We start from the raw sequence: 21278 nt of genomic DNA on the forward strand, positions 1-21278 counted from the left end.
TCATTCAGGAGGAGGCGATGAAGTGAAAAAGAAGACCAACAAGTTAAAGTATAAGGCCGGAGCATTTCTTGCAGGGGCCCTGCTGTTTACAGGAATTTTGTACGTTGCTGCGAATTCCGAAGGAACCTTCGATGCGATTAAACATATGACGTCTAAAATAAGCTACTCCGTTAACGGCAAGGACAATTTCACTGCTGACAGCCCATTTGATAAACAAGGGACGGCGGTCTCGGATCCTGAGATTCCTACCGGCAGCAACGATGTGCCCGCTCGCACGGTTTTGAATTCGGTTAACCAACCAGTGTACTGGGACCAGGCTACCAGAAAGGAATCCATGGAGCTTCCTAAAATCAAGCTGTACAATGCGGCAGGCGAGTCTGTTGGTTCCGCTACCTTGGAGCAGATCAATGACGGGGTGAAGGTGAGGATGACCGCATCCGGCCTCACACCAGGAAAGCATGGTTTCCATGTGCATGAGAACACGATCAAAGATAGGGATTTCAAATCTGCTGGTGGGCATTTTAATCCGACCGACAAGCATCATGGCCTTAAGCATCCGCAAGGAAGCCATGTTGGCGATATGCCGAATCTGGTCGTAGGCGCAGACGGCACCGTGGAAGCGGAGATGATCATCCAGCATGGAACCCTTGAAAAGAACCAGCCGAACTCAGTGCTCGGACGCTCGCTGATCATTCATGCCGGCGAAGATGACGAAGTAACCGATCCATCGGGAAATTCCGGTGATCGGGTGGCCGGGGGAAATATCCCGGAGTAACTTGACTGTTAGGAGCTATACAGGACAATCGGGCATCGGCAGAGATTTGGAGCTTAATGGAATGTGTGTACATTAGTGAGAAGAAGAGAACAAGCAGAGGGGCCAAGAATCTCCTAAGATTCTTGGCCCCTCTGCTTTATTTTCAATATTCGCTTAAATCGATTCACCGGAGCATCCCCCCTTCAGCCCTGCTGCTGCCGATATTCGAGCGGGGTTAGGCCGCAGTGTTTTTTAAACACCTGTGAGAAATAAGAGAAGTTGGAGTAACCCACCTTGGATGCAATGAGATGTACCGGTATATGCGTGCTCGTCAGCAGCGATTTCGAGATTTCCATTTTCCGGGTGATAATAAAGTCATTCAGAGATATGCCCTTCGCTTTCTTGAACAACCGGGATAAGTATTCCGGGTTCAGATAGATGGCTTCGGCTACTTCCGCACGGCTGAAGTTCTTCTCGATGTTCTGATTGATGTAATCAATGGCCCGTTCGATGGGAGATAGGGCATGGTGAGCTTCTCCGGTATGCGCTTGAACATAATCAAGCGTGAAATGGACCAGGTCGATCATCTTATCCAGTGATGTATAAGCTTCGATATAGTCGGCATAAGGATATTGCTCAAAAAAGATGTCGTTCACTTCCAGCTTCAACTGGTTAACCGCTGTCAAGAATATTTGGATATAGTCCTGATGAAACCTGGCCAGAAATTCAGCGGACATAATCCCCAGCTGCTTTTGCTGATGGAGGTAGCTATGGATCTGATCCCGGACGGTCTTAATGCTGTTATGGGATATGAGCATGGACCAGTTCTGCATGTTGGGAAAGGAGTAGGAACTATCCTTGATCTTGTTCAGATGCTGCATCGTAAAGACTTTGCTGTATAAAGCGACATTTTGCTGCCGCATATGGCAGAGTGCTTTGTAGTGCAGTTTAAGCTTTTCCGGTTCCCCGATATCGGAGATATAGCAGGCTGCTGAGCAGCCGAGCTCATTTTGTGCCATGTCGATAAATTGCTTCATCAATTCCGAGATGGGGGCATCGAATACACCCTCCGTATAAAGAAGTGTCAAATAATTCATCTGATCCAGCTGCACGAACAGCAGGTCGAGGTTATAAGGCTCTATGAGCTCCGATATGATGCTTCTCAGCTCATATTTTATGGTGTCTTTGTGCGGATTCGATTTCGTAAGCTGGATCAGGATGGAACCGAATTGAGCATGAGTGGAGACGGAAATATGGATATTGCTCAAATCTCGCAGCAGCTGCTGCGGATGCATTCGGGAATCCAGCATGAAGCTGCGGACACAGTTCTCGAGCAGCAATTCTTCATTTTGCCGCCAATAGGCACCATACTCATAAATTTGCCGCATGTGGGTATTGGCATGAATCTTATGGATCGCACGCTCAATGGATGCTTGAATATCTTCGTACCTTGCAGGCTGGAGAATATAATCGAAGCAGCCAAGCTGAATGGCTTCCTGCGCATATTCAAATTCGGAATAAGAAGACAGGAAGATACACTCGATGGCAGGAAATTGAGCTTTTACCCATTTGAACAACTCCAGTCCATTCTCCAGCGGCATTTCGATGTCACATAACATAATATGTACATGATGATGATTTAATAGTGTTCTGACTTCGTCCGGGCCATACGCGGGATACACATGATCGATATGCAGCTCCTGCCAATTGACTCCTGCTATAACTCCTTGCACAACATCATATTGATCATCCACCACTAGAACGTTCATAAGCTTCCTCCTTGTCTTGTATTCTTGCCTTGATCGGGATTATGATTTCGGCAACCGCACCTTTCTCTGTGTTGAAAAAAGCAAGCATAGCCCGCTCCCCGTACAGCATGGACAAGCGATGACGCACATTGCTGATTCCGATATGGATATCCTTATGGAAGCTGCTGTCCCCATGATTCAGCTCCTGCAGAACCGAATCCGTAAAGCCGTCGCCATTATCCTGAATGGTGATATCCGCATAATCTCCATCGTCACTCTCTAGCAGAATCGCTTTAATTTCGACCCGCAGCTGTTCGTTCGGCTTCGTTGCATATTTGATGCTGTTCTCCACGAAGGCCTGAATGGATAGAGGCGGTATCGTAAAATCCTTCAAGGCGCTATCGACGCTGTATTCACACAGCGGCGGAACATGATGAGCAATTTGCTGAATCCGTATATAGTTCAGAACATGATCTACCTCCTGTTGAAGGGAGACAAGCTGCAGATTATCCTTGAAATTGTAGCGTAGGTGGTTGGATATCGCCAGGATCATATGCTGAATGCGCTCGTAGCTTTGCTGCTGGGCCATCCCGTACAGGCTTTTCAAGCAGTTTAGAAAGAAATGGGGGCGAATTTGCAGCTGCAAATGCTGCAGCTCTGCCTTCTGCCGTTCAATCTCATGTTCATAGGCGACAATCTTCAAGTGATTAACCTGGGTTGTCAAATGGTTAAATGCCGCGCCCACCTGCTTGAACTCTTCGATGCGGTATTCTTCTCTTAGCTCCTGCGCTGAGCCTTTGCCAATGCTCGTCATCAGGCGATGCCAAGGAGAGAGGAGCGACCGGTTGAAGAAGAATAAGCTGATGATCACAAGTACAATGGTGAACAAGGACAGCGCGAACAATAGAGCAAGCCCTCCCTTGAATACATCCGGCTTCGGTACAGCAAAGATCAATTGAAGGTTCGTATTCTGAATGGGCTGGCTGATCATGATAAAGTTGTTGTTATATTCGTTTAATTGGAGCTCGTGGTCTGCGACGAATGGTTTATTCGTCAGCGGAGCGCCTTGATTGTTGGCGTAAATCACCTCGGTTCCTTTTTGCACAAGATCCATCGAATGGATCTGATCAAAATCCACCATGGCAGCGGCATACGTGCCGTTTTTTCCGAGCAGTCTGAAAAGATAGGCTTTACCTTCAACTTCGAAAGCGAGCCAGCCCGCGTTATAATGGTTCTCTGCTCGCTGCGTCAATGTACGCATCTGCAGCCGAATGGCTTCTTTCGTTTCATAACTGTACCCGTTATCAAAAATGTCGCGATAAGTGTCATTGACAGCACTATATATAAAAAAAGCATTAGCCAAGTCATACGAGTTCAGAGCCGTATTGAACTGCGTCAAAATTTCATGGGATGCAACATGAGCCCGAAGCGCACTGACAGGACTGCTCAGCGTTGCATAATTGTAATCGCTTACGGCAACGTTGGATAAAAAACTATCGATGGCATCCAGATCGTTTTGCAAGTTTTGAGCATATAATGCGTAGGATTGCTGATTAGATTCGACAAATTTCGCATTAAACGCGTAATAGGAATAGAAGTTGAACGCAAGCAGCATCCCGATTAGCGGGAACGTAATCAGCAATAATGCGCGAAATATATTCATTTTAAATGAAGCGCTGTACCTTCTTTTCATGATGTGGTCACCTAGGATTTAATATGTTTGTATATTATATCACGTAAGACACCTGGATCAGGCTGAACAAGTTATTTCCATGAAAATCATGATTTCAAAAAAAGGACAATAGGCCAGCAAGGTGATGAACATTCATGCTGTGCTTCTTGTCCTTTTTTGTGAGAAAGTAAGGTCTAACCTTTAACGGCTCCAACCGTAATCCCTTTTACGAAATACCTTTGGAAGAATGGGTACACCATCATAATCGGTAATGCCCCGACGACGGCGATCGCCATCTTAATCCCTACGCTAGGCATATTGGATGCAATTTCACTAGCGTTGCCGCCAGCTCCGCCGCTTGCAAGGAATCTAACATCCTGCAGCATCGTATTCAGCATATTTTGTACACTGAACAAGCTATGATCCGTTAAGTAATACAGACCGTTTCTCCAGTCGTTCCAATAGTTGAGTCCAATGAGGAGCGACAGCGTCGCGACCATCGGCAGCGACATGGGGAGAACGATGCGGAAGAGAATGCGGAATTCTCCGGCACCGTCGATTCTTCCGGCTTCAATGACTTCGTCAGGTATGGTCGTCGTAAAGTACGTACGCATCATGATGACATAGAAGGCATTGAGCAGCAGGGCGGGAATGATCAAAGCCCAAATTGTATTATCAATGTTTAAATAGCGGGTCCACATAATATAGGTAGGTACTAACCCGCCGTTGAACAGCATCGTGAAAAAGACGAAGAAAGCGAATTTTCCGCGATGGGGCAAATCTCTTCTGGAGAGAGGGTAAGCCAGCAATACGGTGATTATCAAGCTGGTAACCGTACCGACAACCGTGACGAAGACTGTGATGCCGTAGGCACGTACAATCGTATCGAGTCTTTCATACATGTACGCATAGCTTTCCAAACTGAACTTCTCGGGAAACAGTGAGTAACCGTTCCGGATCAGTGTGCCCTCATCGGTAAAGGAAGAGACGACTAGCAGTACAAACGGAAACAAGCAGAATATCATGAACAAGAACATTAGAATATTCGCTATGATCTGAAACGCTCTACTATTATCAACCATGTTCGAATCTCCTTTGCGTCAGAATAGCGCGTTCTCTTTGCTGAATTTAATAACGAGTCGATTGGCGATGTAGACAAGTGTGAATCCGACCAGCGATTGGTACACACCTGCGGCAGAGGACATGCCCACATCGTTCAATTTGATCAAGCCGCGATAAACATAGGTGTCAATCGTATTGGTAACATCGTATAGCGGACCGGAATCCATCGGTACCTGGTAGAACAGTCCGAAGTCGGAATAGAATATCGTTCCGATTGCAAGCAGCACGAGCGTAATCATCGTTGGCTTCAGGGAAGGCAATGTGATGTGAACGATCTGCTTCCACCGGTTCGCCCCGTCAATTACAGCCGCTTCATAGTAGCCCCGATCAATGCCGACTACGGTCGCGTAGTAGATGATGCAGCTATACCCGACGGTTTTCCATAGATGTACAATCGTCAAGATATAGGGCCAGTATTTCGGCTCCGTGTACCATGAAATGCTCTTCAGTCCGAGAGGCTCCAGAATGGAGTGATTGATAAAACCGGACTCGGAGCTAAACAGGGCGAATACAAGATAACTTACGACAACAATGGAGATCAGATAAGGCAGCAGGATCAGCGTTTGGTAGCTCTTTTTCCAAAACTTCGAACGAATTTCATTTAAGACTATGGCAATGGCAACGGCTAAAACAGTCCCCAAAATAATAAAGGCAAGGTTGTATCCCAGGGTGTTTCGGGTAATGATCCATGCCTCTTTCGTCTTGAAGAGGTATTCAAAGTTGCTTAAGCCTGCAAACGGGCTATCGATGATCCCTTTATTCCAGTTAATATGTTTAAACGCGATGATGATGCCAGCCATTGGTACATAGTTGTTGATCAGCAGGTAAATAAGGCCTGGAATCATCATGATGTACATGGGAATAAAGCGTTTAATACTGGTTTTTCCAGCTCTTTTTACCTTTGGTGCCGCCATGATGGCCATTCTCCTTTCAGCCAATAATCGAAAAAAAGATTATTTATTGTTAGCAGCCCACTTATCAAGTTGGGATTGCTTCTCGGCAATAATGTCGTCAATGCCCGCATCCTTCAGTTCCTTCTGGAAGATCGGCAATGCCGTCTCAGGGTCAAGAACCCCGCACATCAAGGCTTCGTGATATTTAGCAACGACGTTGGACGCCGCAGTCATCTGGTTTCGTACACGGCTTGAATCAAAGGTGAAGCCGTATGCTGCAGAGCGGATGGCAGTATTGTTAAATTCCTTCTGAACCTCCCAATAATCGGCCGGGTTTCCTTTCCATACATGACCAATGGTTTGGTTCGTCCAGATCCAGCCTCCAGTCGGCGGGTATCCACTGTTACCGCCATTCACGCCTTCAGGGAAATCGATCATGGATTGTGCATTCCCAGCATCGCCAACGGTTACATAGTGCTTATCCTGAATACCGTAGATCAGCAGGTTCACAATTTCAGGATCGGTGTACATCAAATTCAGCAATTTCATCGCCGCTTCGGGATGCTCACTTCCGCTGCTGATCGCCCAAGTAGCCATTTGCACGTCAGAGGTTGTTGTATAAGGAGGAATGATTTCGGATACGACGATTTCCGTGTTCCAATTTCTCGTCTCCTGTACGGCAAATCCAGGCTTCAGGTTGGCAAATCCGCCAAATGCGCTGCCTGCTTTCATCAGCGTGCCGGCACTTTCCGTATTGTTAATCGCATCTTTCATGATCAGGCCGGATTGATACCATTTGTGCATGCGTGTAACAAAATCTTTGTATAAGTCCGTTTCATACAAGTTGACAACCTTCAGTTCCTTGCCAAAATCCATCAGTACGCCAAGGTTGGTCATATCGTCGCCAAGCGTATCCCAGCCCCAGTTACGAACCAGCTCGCCATTCGATGGAACGACAGGGATTACGTTGGGTTCATTCTCGCGGATCGTTGTCAGCGCTTCTTCCAACTGATCGAGTGTTTTGATATTGGCGTAATCGATGTTGTATTGATCCGCCAAGTCTTTTCTCATTTGGAAGCCATAGGCCTTGGCAAGGTCGCGACCTGTCGTAATACCGTAAATGTCATCGCCTATGCGGCCGCTCTCGATGTACTCAGGCCCGATTTCTTTAACGAGGTCTTGACCATACTTCTCGAGCAAATCGTTAAGCGGGATGATCTGACCGTTGTTGGCAACCGTAGCCAGTGGCGTCATGTAGATCGGAAGCAAGTCCACTCCCTTACCGGAGGCCAGCATCATTGTCGTCTGTTGTACGTAATTCCCGTACGAAATGTACGTGAGGTCCATTTCAACATTCAGCTTTTCTCTTGTGATTTCGTTAACGGCCTCCACGACCTCTGCGGTATCTTTCTTGTTATTGCCCATCATGACAACGTTGAGCTTCACGAGCTCCTTTTCTTTCAAATCTCCTTCAGCGACAGGTCCCGAATCGTTCTTAGCGCCGGATCCGGAATCTTTGCCTCCGCAAGCGACAAGGATTGAAAGCGCTGTTATTATGACCAGCGCGCATGACAGTATTCGTTTCATTTTGACAACACCCTTCTCTAGTAGAATCTTGTTTAATATCTTAACAAACAAGGTGAACGCGTATCTGTAAAAATAATGTCTTAAATGATTGAAAAAATGACTTGTTATCCGGAAAGCCGCATTTGTTGATTCCCCGTAAACAGGTTTGTGCTAAGATGGTGCAGGCTCTTTGCCATAACTTAACATCAGAAATGAGGCGGATTAGGCATGACAAATCTGAAGGTTGCGTTACAACTGTATACTTTGCGCGATTACGATCAGGAAGATTTCGCTGCGAAGCTTAGAAAAGTAAGCGAGAACGGTTATGATGGTGTTGAATTTGCGGGATTTGCTGATATTCCGGCAGAAGAGATGAAGTCGATGCTGGAGAAGGCGGGACTGGAAGCCATGGGCAGCCATACGCGAATGGAGGAGCTGCTGGATCATTTGGAAGAGGTTATTGCTTACAATCAAGTCATCGGCTCTTCCTATATCGTGATCCCTTACTATAAGATGGAATCGATGGAAGACGTACATAGCCTGATCGCGATCGTAAAAGAGATGGGCCCGAAGATCAAGGCAGCCGGTATGGATCTTCTATATCATAATCATTATCATGAGTTCACGAACGAGTTCGGTGATCAACCCATACTCGAAATGCTGCGAGAAGCAACAAAGGAAACGGAGCTGGGTTTTGAAATCGATATGTTTTGGACAACGCATGCTGACCGTGAGCCTGTAGAGGTCATGGAACGTTTCGGCTCACGCTGCAAGACGGTTCACGTGAAGGACATGGTGAATAAAGAAGTCAAAGAGATGACCGAGGTGGGAACAGGCATTCTTGATCTGAAAGGCATTATCGAGAAGGCCAAGTCCTCGGGCTACGAGTGGGTCGTTGTTGAGCAGGACCGAATTAAGATCGATGGCTATGAGAGTGTCAAGATTTCGCTCGACCATGTGAAATCAATGCTATAAGGGGCAGTGGTCGATAGGTAGGCTAAAATCTTTGTCTAATGGGTGTAAGTCTGACTGTAAAAAACGTTGTATTGAGGTGGCTCGAACACCATTTAAACACTTCCGATCATACGTGCTAAAATAGAACCATCATACGTTGTTATTGGAGGTATCTTCATTGAACATTCAACTGGGCCATTTTGAAGTGAATTCCGGACAATTGGTTGTGGCCGATCCTTGTTATGAATTGGATACGAACATTATTATTATGGGTGTGTTGGAAGCCGTATTGAATGGAACGTGGGTAGGGGAAGTGGAGAAGGTGGAGATCCCGGATTGGGGCGAAGCCAACGCCAAGCTAACGGCTTACCATCATTCGGCAGCTGAACAGGGGGCATTCCTGGAGTGGATCAAGTGTCCTTTTGTAGCTGGAGTGGATAGCGGGCAGGCCGGGATTTTTGATATTCCAAAGTACCGAATTCCTGATGCGGATTCGACCTCGGACAGCTCGGATACGGATACGGAATGGTATTATGCCTGCTGCGACATCACCGGGAGTGGAGAAGAAGCGGGCGTTCTGGATGGAGGGGTCGTATCTCGAACCGGCATGGGCGATGGTGCATACGGCGTATATAAGGCCGTGAATGAGCAGGATCAGGTGGTTGGCGTGAAGATTGTGTTTATTAAGAGGTAGTCGAGTGTCAGTGAAACCAATATGAGCAAGTGCAAACAGCCATGGAAGGTAACCCTTTTGTGGCTGTTTTACTGAATTAACAGAGGAGGCGGAGCAGCTCTTAGAGGAGTTACAGGAAGGTTAGCGAATAAATAGGGAATCCACTTTAAATCGAAGGTGATTCCATGAGTTTTAGGATTAACAAGAGTGAGCAGCACGCAAAGAAGGCTCCACCGGCATACCTAATCGGTCTAATCGGAATGTTATTGTCGGTAGTCATTGCCATCGGCATATTGAGTATGACGGACTTCGAGTTATATTCGTATTCCATCTTATTTGTTCTTCCTTTGGGTGCGATTGCCTTGGGTATGATTTCAACGTCGGTTTATACTTGGCGAATCGTAAGCAGAGGCTATAAGCCGTCCAGGCAATATTATGCGGTTTCATTACTCATGGCGTTCATCACCTTTTTCTTGATTCAATATGGTGAATATCAAACAACGTATGTAACTGAAGACCATACGATCAATCATCAGTTTAAAGGGGAACCTATCCGCAACTACACCGATGCGCAGGAAAATGTCCTTACGTTTCCCAATTACCTTGCCTTTAAATTGAAGACTGGCGAAACAAGCTTCATACATCGTGGCGGCGAGGTCATTGAAATGAATTCATCCTCAGGTTCCAACTGGTTCAGTTGGAGTTTGAGCCTTGTCGGATTCCTGTTGGGTAGCACATTTCCAGGCTGGTTCTCCCAGCAGGGCACGCTGCATTGTACGGCATGCAAACGAGCGTATGTGACAGAACACAAGCTGGGAGAGCTCACCTTTGAGAGAGTCACGGAGCTCCACGATGTTCTTGTTCAAGAAATCCAATCCGATAATTTCAACGCATTTATAGACATCGTCAATCGATATGATATTTTCAAAAACAATGAAGCCCATGATCTTCAAGAAACCTACGTCATTAATATAGGTGTCTGCCCAAACTGCAACCATGGATATGTAATCATGAGACATTACTCTCGCATTGATGCAGAAGGAGGCTCTTTCAGCGAAGATAATAAAAAAATCGTACTTCCAACTACGGGGTCGTTTGCTGCACAGGGGTTTCGTTATGTGAAAGCGGTGTAACTTTTAAAGATTCCGCCTACAAATTTGTTTGATGGATGTTGCGGAATCATCGTAAAAGCAATGGAACCTCAAGCAACATCTTAGCCGAGCGAAAACTCAGGGCCGCTCCCTGTATTCGCTCGGTTTTTCTGTTATAACATGCTCCTTGAACTTGAAACAAAAATGAGACAGTTCTTGTTCAACAGTTGGTTTACACTTAATTAAGATGTTGAAATTTATCAGATCACGTCGTGTTTCTATGACTCATCGATGATTGTACTGATGCAAAGGAGAAACCTATATATGAAAAAAATGTCTATCATGCTGGCAGTAACGCTCATTTTTTCGATGGTGCTTGCTCCCTTGGCTTCCGCTCTGCCCGGGGTCGGGGCTGGTAATGCCTCGATCCCGTCCGAAGCGGACGGTTGGGTATGGGTCGGGACAGCAGAAGAACTGGCTTATATTAATCGGAATCAAGCATCTTACCTGGATCGGAATATCCGATTGACCGGCGACATCGATATGACCGGGTACGATTGGTTGCCTATAGCCGATGAAGCGACCGTCTTCAGCGGTATTTTCGACGGAAGTGGACACCGGATCGAAGGTCTCACCATCGATGGAGGAGCTCTACAGTATGTCGGCTTTTTCGGCCGCGTATCGGGGACCATCCGTAATCTAAGCATTTCCGCACAAGTCAACGGCGGCAGTTATGCCGGCGGATTGGTGGGCCATCTGATGGGCGGCAGCATCATCAACTCGCATTCACAGGGCACGGTTACAAGCGGTAATACGGGTACTGGGGGCGTGAGCGTAGCAGGCGGGTTGGTCGGGACGGCCTATGGCGATTCGACCATTCTTCGCTCCTCTTCATCCGCTGCCGTTAAGAGCGGCGATGCCTCCAATCAGTATGCGGGCGGCCTGGTTGGAGCTCAGGGAGCAGGCAGTATCAATGAATCGTATGCCACCGGAAGGATCACGAATACGGCGGGCGATCACTTTTTTTTTGGCGGCGGGTTGGCCGGACAATTGATATACGGAACGATCGCCAATAGCTATTCTTCGACTGCCGTCATGCAGTCCGGAAGCGTCACCTATTACACAGTTGGCGGCTTTATCGGAATCTTGACGTATGCCTCCATCAACGCCTCGTATTACGATAACACGGTATCGGTCCAAACCACTGGCGTGGGAGTTGGGGAAAACTTAGGCCCGCCTCAACTCACAGGCCTTACGACCAACGACATGAAGGCAGCCTCCAATTATGGCGGTTGGGATTTCGCGAACACGTGGGCCGTCGATGCTGGCGTCAATGGGGGTTATCCTTATTTGCGCCCGGGCATCTTGACAACCGATCTTCAGCGGGCAGTCAAGGACGTTCCCTATTCGATTGCGATTGATGCTTTCGATGGCGCAAGAGGAGGACTGGTTTGGAGTGCCTCCGGACTTCCCAATGGCCTATCGATGACTGCTTATGGGACGATCGAAGGCAGCGCTACGGTGAGCGGTACGTTCCCGGTTACGGTTTCAGCGACCGATGCAGGCCGGAACATCGCCAGCGCTGTGTTGACCCTGAACGTGGATCAACCTGCACCGGACATCGGCGGGCTTGCTATTAGTCCAGGCAGCGCGAACGGCTCGACGAGCGTGACGGCGGTTCCGGGCGACCCGGGACATACGTTTGCTTATCTGCTCGAGAAGGATGCCGGTGTTCGTCCTCTGGTGGGTGATGCGCTGCCTGCTGAAGCGACCTCGTACTTGCTAGGCACGGACATTTTGGATCTAGTCCCGGGTCAATATCTTCAGGTATTTGAGCTGGATGCACAGGAGCGCATCCATGCATGGAGCAGCGTACAGGTAGAAGGGGCCCATATTCGAGACCAGGTCCGCGTGACGGGAGTGACGCTGGATCAGACGGAGCTGACCCTTACAGCTGGAGGTGCTTCGCAGAAGCTGACAGCCGTCGTTACGCCGGTGAATGCGACGAACCAGACGGTATCCTGGGACTCCAGCGATCCAGCCGTCGCCGAGGTGGATCAGAGCGGTGAGGTGACGCCGATCGCGGAAGGTACGGCGGTCGTTACGGTGACAACCGCCGACGGAGGGTTCACGGCCACCGCAGCAGTGACGGTACAATCGGCTCCAGCAGATACGGGGACGGTGATCGGCGCAGTCTACGGTACAGGGAATACACCTCTGGCCGGTGCGGCGGTATCGGTGGGCGGAATGAAGGATATGACCGACGCCGAGGGGAGATTTGCCCTGAATAACGTAGCGGCAGGCCGCCATGCACTCACGGTGACAGCAGCGACGTATAACGATTATGAAACAACCGTAAATGTTTTAGCTGGGGAGACGGTCGATGTAGGACGCATCGATCTGAGAACTGTCTATACCCCTAAACCGGAATCTCCATCCTATAGCTGGGTTCCTCCTGTTCCTACCCCTATCCCTACACCGGACCCAAGGACTGTCGTAACGATCAACGGCAAACAAGTTCGGGTAATCGCCAAAAAAGAGCAGGAGCATGACGGACGCACCGTTCTAAGACTGATTCCAGGCTCCGAGTTGGTTCAGTCATGGGCCGCTGACGGGGACGACATCGTCATCGACATCGACAATGAGGATCCGGTGGTGAAGGTTGATCTTCCGGTTGAAGCACTGCAGGTTCTCCTTGCGGTGAAGCCGAATGCAGCCATTCGAATTGGGGTAATCGGGGCAAGCTACCGCGTTCCGCTGCACGTGCTAAGTGACCTTCCGAACCGAGCGACCGTAACGGTTGTTATTGCGAAAATGACGGATTCCGCAAGCCGCGAGCTGGATGAGGAATTGACCCGTCAAGGGTATGACATGTTGGCGGAACCGACGAGCTTTGAGCTATACAGCGACGGCAATATAAGAATCGAAGCGGAAGGCACGTATTTGGAGCGGGCATTCTCAATAAACGCTGCGGCAGAACCCGGCCGTTCCACCGTCGTGTGGGTGGATGACGCAGGGAAGCCGAGCTTCGTGCCTTCCGTTTTTGAAGGGGAGACAGCGACTTTTTATGGCGCATATAACGGCGTGTTCACCGCGGTTCGGTCTAACCGAACCTTCGAGGATATCCAGGGACATTGGGCGCAAAGCGACATCGAGCGGATGGCGAACAAGCTGATCGTGAACGGATCGGTTGACGGCACGTTTGATACTAACCGTACGGTGACCCGCGCCGAGTTTGTCGCGATGCTCGTGCGTTCGCTCGGACTCGCTGAGAAGCCGCAGCTTTCTGCTTATTCGGACGTGTGGCCGAAAGAAGTTTGGTATGCCGGTGCGGTTGGAGCCGCATCCGCTGCCGGCTTGATTGAAGGCTACGCCGACGGTTCGTTCCGACCGGACGCTAGGGTCACGAGAGAGCAGGTGGTGGTTATGCTGGGCAGAGCCGTCTTATATGCCGGCGAGCTTCCGTCGCAGGATGTCTCCGCGTTGGAACGTTTCGCGGATCATGCCCAGGTATCCGAGTGGGCTAAGGGACCGGCTGCCGAGCTGCTGGCCGCGGGCATGATCGAAGGCGTCGGCAATGCTGCGTTCGCACCGCAGGCGTTTGCCACGCGGGCCCAAAGCACCGTTCTCTTAAACCGAATGCTGCTCTACTTGAATTTCATGAACTAATTGCAGTTGAATAGCTGACGCGCACATTCCAACCGAGAATGTGCGCGTTTTTTTTCGTTTATTCCGTTATGGAGCCTATTCGTAGACTCGAAACATAGTATAGTATAAAAAAATAGCAGGTTTACTAGTTGTAAGATTCAACGGGCGAGAAGCGGATGGAGTGAGGATGTAACGGATGGAGAGGATTTCAAGACATCGCATTATCGGTTTGGATCGGGAAATGAAGAGTTTTGGCTGACGGATTCCCGGGCGCAGACATCCATTTTTTTAATATCAGGGATTGGCGGTATTGGCAAAACAACGCTGTTGCTTCAGATGGCCCGCACGGCAAGGCAGTCCTCGGTGCGTTCTCTTTGGCTGGAAGGGCAAGGGGGCCTAACGACGTCGGGCGCTTTTCTGGCGAGTCTGGAGATGAGTCTTGCAACTGAATACGGCAGAACCAGGGATCCGGAATCCGCGCTGCTGCCATACATCGTTAACGAGCTTCAGCTGCAGCGTACCGTGTTGTTCATAGACAATGGTGAAGAGATCGCACAGCTGGAAGGGTGGCTGTTCTCCAGATTTCTTCCCGAGCTGAAGTCCGCCCGCGTGTTGATCGTTTGTGCCTCACGCAATGGATTGCCGCTCAAGTGGCAGACGAATCCGGAATGGAAATCCCAATTGCATAGGTTCCCTTTGCGGCTGTTTACGCGAGAAGAGGTCTACGATTATTTAGGCGGCAGCGGCTTGGGTGTGGAAATGCAAAGGGGTATTGCCGAGAAGACGGAAGGCCATCCGTTGTCGCTTGCTTTGACCGTGGATCTGCTGCTTTCCGAATCTGCGGAACAGTGGAATGTATGGCGAGAGGTTCCGGCTGTATTGAGCGCCGAATTTTTGCGGGAAGCGGCTTCTCCCGGCGTGTACCGTGCGCTGACGGTTTTGTCGCTTCTGCCTGCAGCCGACGAGAAGCTGCTGAACCGGTTGTTGGACGCACCCTTGGAAGGGGCAGACTATTACCAGTTGAGGGGACTTTCGTTTGTACGGGATACGGTGGATGGAATATCGCTGCACCAGGTCGTCGCTCGAATGTTGCGGGATGATTTCGCGCGCAGAAATCCCGCACAATTCGAAGCGGTTCGCCATCAGGCGTTCGTTCTGCTGGCAGAACGATTCCATTCGGTCGATCAACGGATGCAGATGCGCCTGAGCGCCCACATCTTGGAGCTGTACCGCGAATTTCTACCCTCTGCCCATGCGTATGCCAATTTCGCATCTAGCCTAAAGCCCGGCGAACAGAAACCGTTCGGGCAGGAGGATCTGCCGTATTTGCAGCGTTTTTTGAAGGCCTCTATTCTCGGTTCCGACTGGCAGTCCGAACTGGTTGAACCTGCCGATTGTCCGGTTGTGTTGGAGGAGATTGCAGCTCATTTTCCTGAAGGAATCTTTATCGTGCGGGACGAAAAAGGGATGCCGCTGGCTTTTTGCGCAGGCGTATGGCTGCATGCCTTGAGTTTGCCATTGTTGGAACGATATGCGCCTGGGTGCAGAGGGATGTTGGGAGAAGAGGTTTCTTCGCTGCATCGGCTTCCTCCGGAGGCAGCCGATACGATATTTGTGCTGTTATCCGCGGTGAATTCCGAACAGTCCTTGTATCGTCCCGCGGAGCTGGGCGCTTTGCTGATGCAGCAATGGCTGGTTCACATGACTGGCGGCCTGCGGGGGATTTTGGCGGCGGGGGATCCGCAGTTGAATTCCTTATTGTCGATCCTGGGATTCAAAGCGTACGGGAAAGCGACGGGATATGCGGGCATCGAATTGACGACATGGGAGCTGGATTTTAGGCAAACGACCTTTGATCAGTGGATTCAGCGGATCATACGGCAAACGGAGACAGCAGCAGGTCAACCGACATATCAACGGGAAGATGAGGTTCCTCCGGCCATTGATAGAAGCGAAATGAAGCTAATACTGGATGGACTGTTCGACCCGGACAAGCTGGAGGAACTCCCTGTCAAGCGGCGGTTGGGTTGGAGCGGGGCGCAGGTGAGAACCATAATCCAAGAGATTCTGGCCGACCCACGTTCGAGGGAACCTTTGACGCTATTGGAGAAGGAAATTCTAATCGCAAGTTATCTGCGTAAGGACAGGAACAAAAACCAGCTCGCAGCATCCTTCCATATGAGCAGAGCCACCTTTTACCGCCATACGCGTTTAGCAGAAAAGCATCTGGCTTTTGTGCTAAGCGATTTGGTGAGGTCAGGGTTCTGAGCACACTAGATAAGATATAGGATCAAATAGCCCGTTTATGTGAGCTCCTGCATAGGATTCCCAGCGGAAAAACGCATCTCTGTAGGAGGTGCGTTTCTTGTGATCTGTTTGATTAGAGATACACTATAATGTCAACCAAGGCTGTCACTATACTAGAGACAATAGAGCATATTGGGGCTTCTGAACCATATTAGAACATGAAAGGCCCCAATCCTCCAGCTTGTAAACTCCAATGCCTTTGATATGAAGGACTCTGGAACCTTTTCCATATCCTAGAAGATAGGTACAATAAGGTCCAATGAAATATTGGAGAGGATGCAAATGCCTAGAATACTCGTTCCGCCCGAGGTATTGATTCGGGTATCGGAGGAAGCCGCCAGGGCAGCGGAAGAGCTGGAAACGACCAAGAATCGGCTGGACCAGCAGATTACGTATATGATGTCTTCGTGGGAAGGAACGACCCGTTCGCGGTTTTTTGAAGATTTTCAGCACGCCCACGGCGAAATGAATAAAACGATTGAACATCTGCGGATCATCGGCCAGGAGTTGAAAACCATTGCCTTTCGGTTTATTTCAGCCGATATGCATGAAGATCTCATGCTCGCGGCAGCTGCAGCGAGCGCTGCTAATGAACCCAAAACGTTCTGGGACCATGCGGGGGACTTCTGGCAGGGGCTGCAGACCGGTGCCAAGACCGTGGCCAATTCGGTAAAGGATACGGCGACCTCCTTAGTAGAAGATCCGCTTGACACCGCTAAGGATATGGCCTATAACATGACCATCGGGGCAGTCGAAGAGGTCGTCGACACGGCGGTTTGGGGAGGCAAAATGATCTTTGATGCCGACACCCAGGAGAAATTCGCCGCAGACGTCGAGGCGTCGGGCGGTGCGTTCAATTTTGCCGGACAGCAAGCAGCCATGACGATCGCCGGCTTGGTCGGACGCCGGTTTGGCGTGAAGACTCACCCACACCTGAAGCATGATTCGGGTGGGGATGGGGGGAAGGTTGGAGGGCAGCCGAAGTCTGTGTTTGAGAATGGTCGAGCGTCAATTGAAACATTCAAGTCAAATCCAAAAGTTTTCAGTGGTAAATCAGCCGAAGAAATTTCAAAGATGTTAGAAGATGAAGGATACCAAGTTTCGGTTCAGGCTTCTAAAAAATCAAGATCAGGTGCAAAAATAATTAATATTCACAACACTGGAAGCGAGAAAAATATAACGCAAATGCAGGTTTCACCTGGTGGAGGAAGGCACGGGGATAGTCCATACGTTAAAATAAGCACGAGTGATCAAGGAATTATTAAAATTGTCGATGGTTCTGAGAATGTGTATAAAACTGACGGTGCAGAAACTGCAACTATTATCTTTACAGGGAGGGAATAGAGTGATAGACAATGATTCACCAATTATACCATGGGTTGGACTTGGCGGAATTAAACTTTATAGTCATGTAAGTCAATTTTACGATTTAATTGATAAGCTGGATGAAAAGTCATCGTTGTTAGTGAAATTCTTTGTAAGATATGAAATTAAAGATTCTGTAGATTTGTGGTTCAATTTATTGAATGGAAAGCTCTTTAAGATAACTGCGTCTAAAGGATACAATGGATTATTATTTGATAGAATTCATATCGGCATGCATATTGATGAGGTGCTTCAAATAGAGCCAAGTTTTGAATACGATGATTTTGAAGAAGTCTATGTAAGCCCCAAAGGGGTGTTTATTGAAACTGACCCTATTGAGCAAACAGTATTGTGGATATCGGTATATGTTAAAGAACTAGATGATGATGATTTTGAAAGGGGAAATTGGTGATTAAAAATCTTCTGTGTTCGTTCTATTCATGAGATCGAGTCTGAGACTAAGAACTTTTGATGAACTTTGAAGGCTTATTCCAACTTGAAAATGAGTTAGGGACAAGCTTTTTTTATGTATAATACCTATAACAATCTAAGATATGTATAGACTAAGTGATTTATTGGATTAGGGGTACCGGACATGTTTACTATTTCCTTTAAAGCATATGATAATTTTGATGATATTAAACAAATGTCTGCTAAACAATTTGACCAGACAAAACAAGATATAGAAGGAATCATTGAACTAAATTTTAATGGCAATAAATACGGATTGTTCTTCGATGATTGTCCTTTTGGCGAGGAAAGGCTTGTTCGATGGTTTGTTGACTTATTAACGATTGCAAAAAAAATAAAAGAGCATAATTATGTTGCGTATCGAATTCCAGATAGTTCAAACCTATGGCTTGAATTTATTTTGCAGGGAAAAGAGCTAAGTGTAAGCCTAGTAGAGGATGTTGATCGACAATCAATAATAGATCTATTTATTTATAAACCATACAAGGAATTTACGTATTCACAATGGAAGGGAAGTATAATCAACACAGTTTCTTTTGTGGAGGAGGTAATAATAAATTCAAGCAAGCTGCTAAATTTTATGGCTGTAATGAATCCTCAACTATTAAATAGCGAGAATATTCAACTATTAGAAAATAAAGTGCGTGAGCTAAGCTTATAATGATTTTTTTCTAGATCATCCCATTACAACTTACTAAACTACTGATCATTGATTAAAGGCTTGTTCTAACTTAAAAATGGTTAGGAATAAAGCCTTTTGGCACGTGCAATCTATGGAAGTATTTTTTATCTTGTTTGATCAATGTGGGGAAAGTTGTAAAATTTATGGCCGTTCCCCTCCATACCTGAATAGAGTAGAAGTTAAGCAAGTCAACCTTAAAATGGAAATGGACAATGGATTTGAAAGGGAAATTTCATAAAGTGAATGTTGAGATAAAACAGTCCTCATTATGGATGATTCAATTGCTAATGATACGCATATCCCTTTTACTCCATAATATTGAATAAGGTGAAAAAATTGAATATAGAAGAACTAAAGGCAGCACTCTCTGGATCGAATACTGAGGGCGAATATAGGGAAGTCGTAAGATAGCAGCTAAAAAAACGAGAAGCTAGAGCGCAAATAACATTACCAACTTAAGCAGCCAATCATATAACCTCCCTAATACCTCCGCCAGAGCACAACTAAAGAGAAGCCTTTCCCTAACCAATACTACCCCTCAAAAAAAGACGTGACATTGAACTGACCGCTCCCCAGCGATCCTTCCATTCACGTCTCTTTACCGTAGACTACCCTTTATTCAGCAGCCGATAAAGCGTGAGCGCCAATTGAATCTGGAATAACTCGTCTGCGTTTTTTAAGTTGGAATTCAGCAGCTCTTTGATTTTGTCGATGCGATAGATAAAGGTGTTGCGGTGGATGAACATCGCCTTGGCCGCTTCCGTTACGTTCTGGTTGTGCATGAAATAGTATTCCAGCGTGGAGATGAAACTGGTGTTGAACGTTTGATCATGGTGATGGATGACGCCAAGCGTGTTGTGGAAGAACTCTTCCATCTCGGCAGGCTTGATATTGGAATCGAGAAAATGATAGACGGCATAATCCTCAAAATGGGAGATGATCCGAATGTCTTTGAATCGCTGCATCAATCGCATCGCTTCCTGGGCCTCGAAGAAGCTTCGATGAAGCGAGGAGAACGCCTTATACTGACTGCCAATACCGATTAGAAACTGCGTTTTCTTCATTTCTCGGGTCAATAGCTCGACCAGCTCAAGGGCGAAAGCTTTTGTTTCGTTGACGGTAACCGGCGGTTTATTCTCATTCTTCCCGACTAATATGATGATCTGCTGACTTCGGTAGTAACACGTAAGCTCCCCGTTCGCTTTACTGGACAAGCCGTGGATCAGGTTGACGCATTTCTTCACCATATGCTCCAGTTCGTATTTTCGGTACACGATATCCTTATAGCTTTCCAGAAGGGTCGGTTCGATATGAACGACCATGCAGTAATAGGTATAGTTGATATTCAGCCCGTGTAGATCCGACTGCGAGTGCAGCGTCTCGGTCGAGGTGATGCTGCCGGACAGCAGGTCGTCAAAGAAATCGTGTCGGATTTTGAGCTTGACTTCCTCCAGCTCTTTCGCCTTCATGCGATCGAGAGCCAGAATGGTAGAGCCGTGCTCTAACGCTAAATTATCCATTGCCGTTAGCTTGCGAACGGTTTGGAAGACGACAATGTATCCGTACACATGGCTGGACACCGAGATCGGCATGATGCGGCATTTGAAGGTTTGATGCTTGTGGTCGTAGTCGCGCTGGATCGATTTCTTGATTTCGCTTACGTATGTCGGGATCGCCTCGGTAAACTCGGACGGGAAGATGGGCCTGTTCTTCTGGACCGACAAGAACTCATGCAGCTGCGTCTTATTATCCGGATGGTCTGTATAGCAGAGCAAATTCCAATCCCGATCAAGAATCAGGATCGGATTATGGACGATGTCGGCTAGCTCCGCCGAAATTTGTTCGATGCCGCCCCCTTCCAGCGGAATTTTGAACAGCGCATTATGCAGGTCGAGCGATCTGCGATTCAGCGCGTCATAATCGGCATTGGTCTTCTCATTAATGATCGCGATCACCTTGGAGAGCGTGTATTCAAAAGGGAGCTCCAGTAGCGGAAGCCCATACTTGTTCGCCAGATCAATCATGTTTTGCGGAATTCGGTCAAAATAGCGTTTCATTTTGATACACAGTCCCGCGCAATTGTTCGCGGCCAATTCATGAATGACCCGATTCTGCAGCTCCTCGCTATCTTTAAAAATATATCCGGTGGATAAGAGCAGCTCATTCGAAGCAAGCCAATCGAATACATCCGGATTTTCAATAATATTCACAATGGATATTTGGTGATCAATTCCTGCCGCACCTGCAACGAGTTTAATGCCTTCGATCGCTTTGATCTGAAGGATGTCCCTGATAGTTAGCATTCTTAACACACACCTTTGTTTTTGTTCTT

General features: G+C 47.8%; 15 protein-coding genes. 9 read left to right on the forward strand and 6 right to left on the reverse strand.

Translation table 11 applies throughout. The features are described from left to right. The first annotated feature begins 22 nt into the window (after positions 1-22). Positions 23-775 carry a superoxide dismutase family protein gene (locus MKY48_RS05815; protein WP_339270776.1) on the forward strand — a complete coding sequence of 251 codons (753 nt, stop codon included), beginning with the start codon at positions 23-25 and terminating at the stop codon, positions 773-775. A 182-nt stretch (positions 776-957) separates the two neighbouring features. Here the strand turns inward: MKY48_RS05815 and MKY48_RS05820 are convergent, their stop codons facing one another. The 5 genes from MKY48_RS05820 to MKY48_RS05840 all read right to left on the reverse strand — a co-directional run bounded on the left by MKY48_RS05820 (position 958) and on the right by MKY48_RS05840 (position 7776). Further along, positions 958-2523: a helix-turn-helix domain-containing protein gene (locus MKY48_RS05820; protein WP_339270778.1), complete on the reverse strand. Its 1566-nt coding sequence runs from the start codon at positions 2521-2523 to the stop codon at positions 958-960. Next, a complete protein-coding gene (locus MKY48_RS05825; protein ID WP_339270780.1) occupies positions 2501-4195 on the reverse strand; it encodes a histidine kinase in 1695 nt (564 codons plus the stop codon). The genes MKY48_RS05820 and MKY48_RS05825 overlap by 23 nt, the downstream gene beginning before the upstream one ends. Positions 4196-4368: 173 nt before the next feature. Then, positions 4369-5256 carry a carbohydrate ABC transporter permease gene (locus tag MKY48_RS05830; RefSeq protein WP_076326497.1) on the reverse strand — a complete coding sequence of 296 codons (888 nt, stop codon included), beginning with the start codon at positions 5254-5256 and terminating at the stop codon, positions 4369-4371. Between the two features lie 18 nt (positions 5257-5274). Then, positions 5275-6210 (reverse strand): ABC transporter permease subunit, encoded by a 936-nt coding sequence (locus tag MKY48_RS05835; RefSeq protein ID WP_339270782.1) that lies wholly within the window; start codon positions 6208-6210, stop codon positions 5275-5277. 39 nt (positions 6211-6249) lie between these two features. Then, positions 6250-7776 carry an ABC transporter substrate-binding protein gene (locus MKY48_RS05840; protein WP_339270784.1) on the reverse strand — a complete coding sequence of 509 codons (1527 nt, stop codon included), beginning with the start codon at positions 7774-7776 and terminating at the stop codon, positions 6250-6252. 207 nt (positions 7777-7983) lie between these two features. On the opposite strand from MKY48_RS05840, the gene MKY48_RS05845 reads away from it, so the two are divergent. The 8 genes from MKY48_RS05845 (at position 7984) to MKY48_RS05880 (ending at position 18925) form a co-directional block, all read left to right on the forward strand. Beyond that, positions 7984-8730 (forward strand): sugar phosphate isomerase/epimerase, encoded by a 747-nt coding sequence (locus MKY48_RS05845; protein WP_339270786.1) that lies wholly within the window; start codon positions 7984-7986, stop codon positions 8728-8730. Positions 8731-8887: 157 nt separating this feature from the next. Then, positions 8888-9403: a DUF4241 domain-containing protein gene (locus tag MKY48_RS05850; protein WP_339270788.1), complete on the forward strand. Its 516-nt coding sequence runs from the start codon at positions 8888-8890 to the stop codon at positions 9401-9403. Positions 9404-9567: 164 nt separating this feature from the next. Further along, entirely contained in the window at positions 9568-10515 is a 948-nt protein-coding gene (locus MKY48_RS05855) for a hypothetical protein (protein WP_339270790.1), read from the forward strand. A gap of 282 nt (positions 10516-10797) precedes the next feature. Next, a complete protein-coding gene (locus MKY48_RS05860; RefSeq protein ID WP_339270792.1) occupies positions 10798-14142 on the forward strand; it encodes an S-layer homology domain-containing protein in 3345 nt (1114 codons plus the stop codon). A 342-nt stretch (positions 14143-14484) separates the two neighbouring features. Continuing rightward, positions 14485-16389: a bacterio-opsin activator gene (locus MKY48_RS05865; protein WP_339270794.1), complete on the forward strand. Its 1905-nt coding sequence runs from the start codon at positions 14485-14487 to the stop codon at positions 16387-16389. A gap of 321 nt (positions 16390-16710) precedes the next feature. Then, positions 16711-17772, forward strand: coding sequence for a WXG100 family type VII secretion target (locus MKY48_RS05870; RefSeq protein WP_339270796.1), 1062 nt, complete (start codon positions 16711-16713; stop codon positions 17770-17772). Position 17773: 1 nt separating this feature from the next. Next, entirely contained in the window at positions 17774-18205 is a 432-nt protein-coding gene (locus MKY48_RS05875) for a hypothetical protein (RefSeq protein WP_339270798.1), read from the forward strand. Positions 18206-18388: 183 nt separating this feature from the next. Next, positions 18389-18925: a hypothetical protein gene (locus MKY48_RS05880; RefSeq protein WP_339292490.1), complete on the forward strand. Its 537-nt coding sequence runs from the start codon at positions 18389-18391 to the stop codon at positions 18923-18925. Between the two features lie 629 nt (positions 18926-19554). On the opposite strand, the gene MKY48_RS05885 is transcribed toward MKY48_RS05880, so the two are convergent. Continuing rightward, positions 19555-21249 carry a PucR family transcriptional regulator ligand-binding domain-containing protein gene (locus MKY48_RS05885; protein WP_339270802.1) on the reverse strand — a complete coding sequence of 565 codons (1695 nt, stop codon included), beginning with the start codon at positions 21247-21249 and terminating at the stop codon, positions 19555-19557. Between the last annotated feature and the right edge of the window lie 29 nt (positions 21250-21278).

The organism is Paenibacillus sp. FSL W8-0187 (assembly GCF_037969755.1).
In the GTDB taxonomy this organism is placed as follows: Bacteria; Bacillota; Bacilli; order Paenibacillales; family Paenibacillaceae; genus Paenibacillus_AQ.

Excerpts from the sequence above, each read along its gene's own strand:
- MKY48_RS05820 (WP_339270778.1), bottom strand. The coding sequence starts at position 2,523 with ATGAACGTTCTAGTGGTGGATGATCAATATGATGTTGTGCAAGGAGTT.
- MKY48_RS05825 (WP_339270780.1), bottom strand. The coding sequence starts at position 4,195 with ATGAAAAGAAGGTACAGCGCTTCATTTAAAATGAATATATTTCGCGCA.
- MKY48_RS05830 (WP_076326497.1), bottom strand. The coding sequence starts at position 5,256 with ATGGTTGATAATAGTAGAGCGTTTCAGATCATAGCGAATATTCTAATG.
- MKY48_RS05835 (WP_339270782.1), bottom strand. The coding sequence starts at position 6,210 with ATGGCGGCACCAAAGGTAAAAAGAGCTGGAAAAACCAGTATTAAACGC.
- MKY48_RS05840 (WP_339270784.1), bottom strand. The coding sequence starts at position 7,776 with ATGAAACGAATACTGTCATGCGCGCTGGTCATAATAACAGCGCTTTCA.
- MKY48_RS05845 (WP_339270786.1), top strand. The coding sequence starts at position 7,984 with ATGACAAATCTGAAGGTTGCGTTACAACTGTATACTTTGCGCGATTAC.
- MKY48_RS05855 (WP_339270790.1), top strand. The coding sequence starts at position 9,568 with ATGAGTTTTAGGATTAACAAGAGTGAGCAGCACGCAAAGAAGGCTCCA.
- MKY48_RS05860 (WP_339270792.1), top strand. The coding sequence starts at position 10,798 with ATGAAAAAAATGTCTATCATGCTGGCAGTAACGCTCATTTTTTCGATG.
- MKY48_RS05870 (WP_339270796.1), top strand. The coding sequence starts at position 16,711 with ATGCCTAGAATACTCGTTCCGCCCGAGGTATTGATTCGGGTATCGGAG.
- MKY48_RS05880 (WP_339292490.1), top strand. The coding sequence starts at position 18,389 with ATGTTTACTATTTCCTTTAAAGCATATGATAATTTTGATGATATTAAA.
- MKY48_RS05885 (WP_339270802.1), bottom strand. The coding sequence starts at position 21,249 with ATGCTAACTATCAGGGACATCCTTCAGATCAAAGCGATCGAAGGCATT.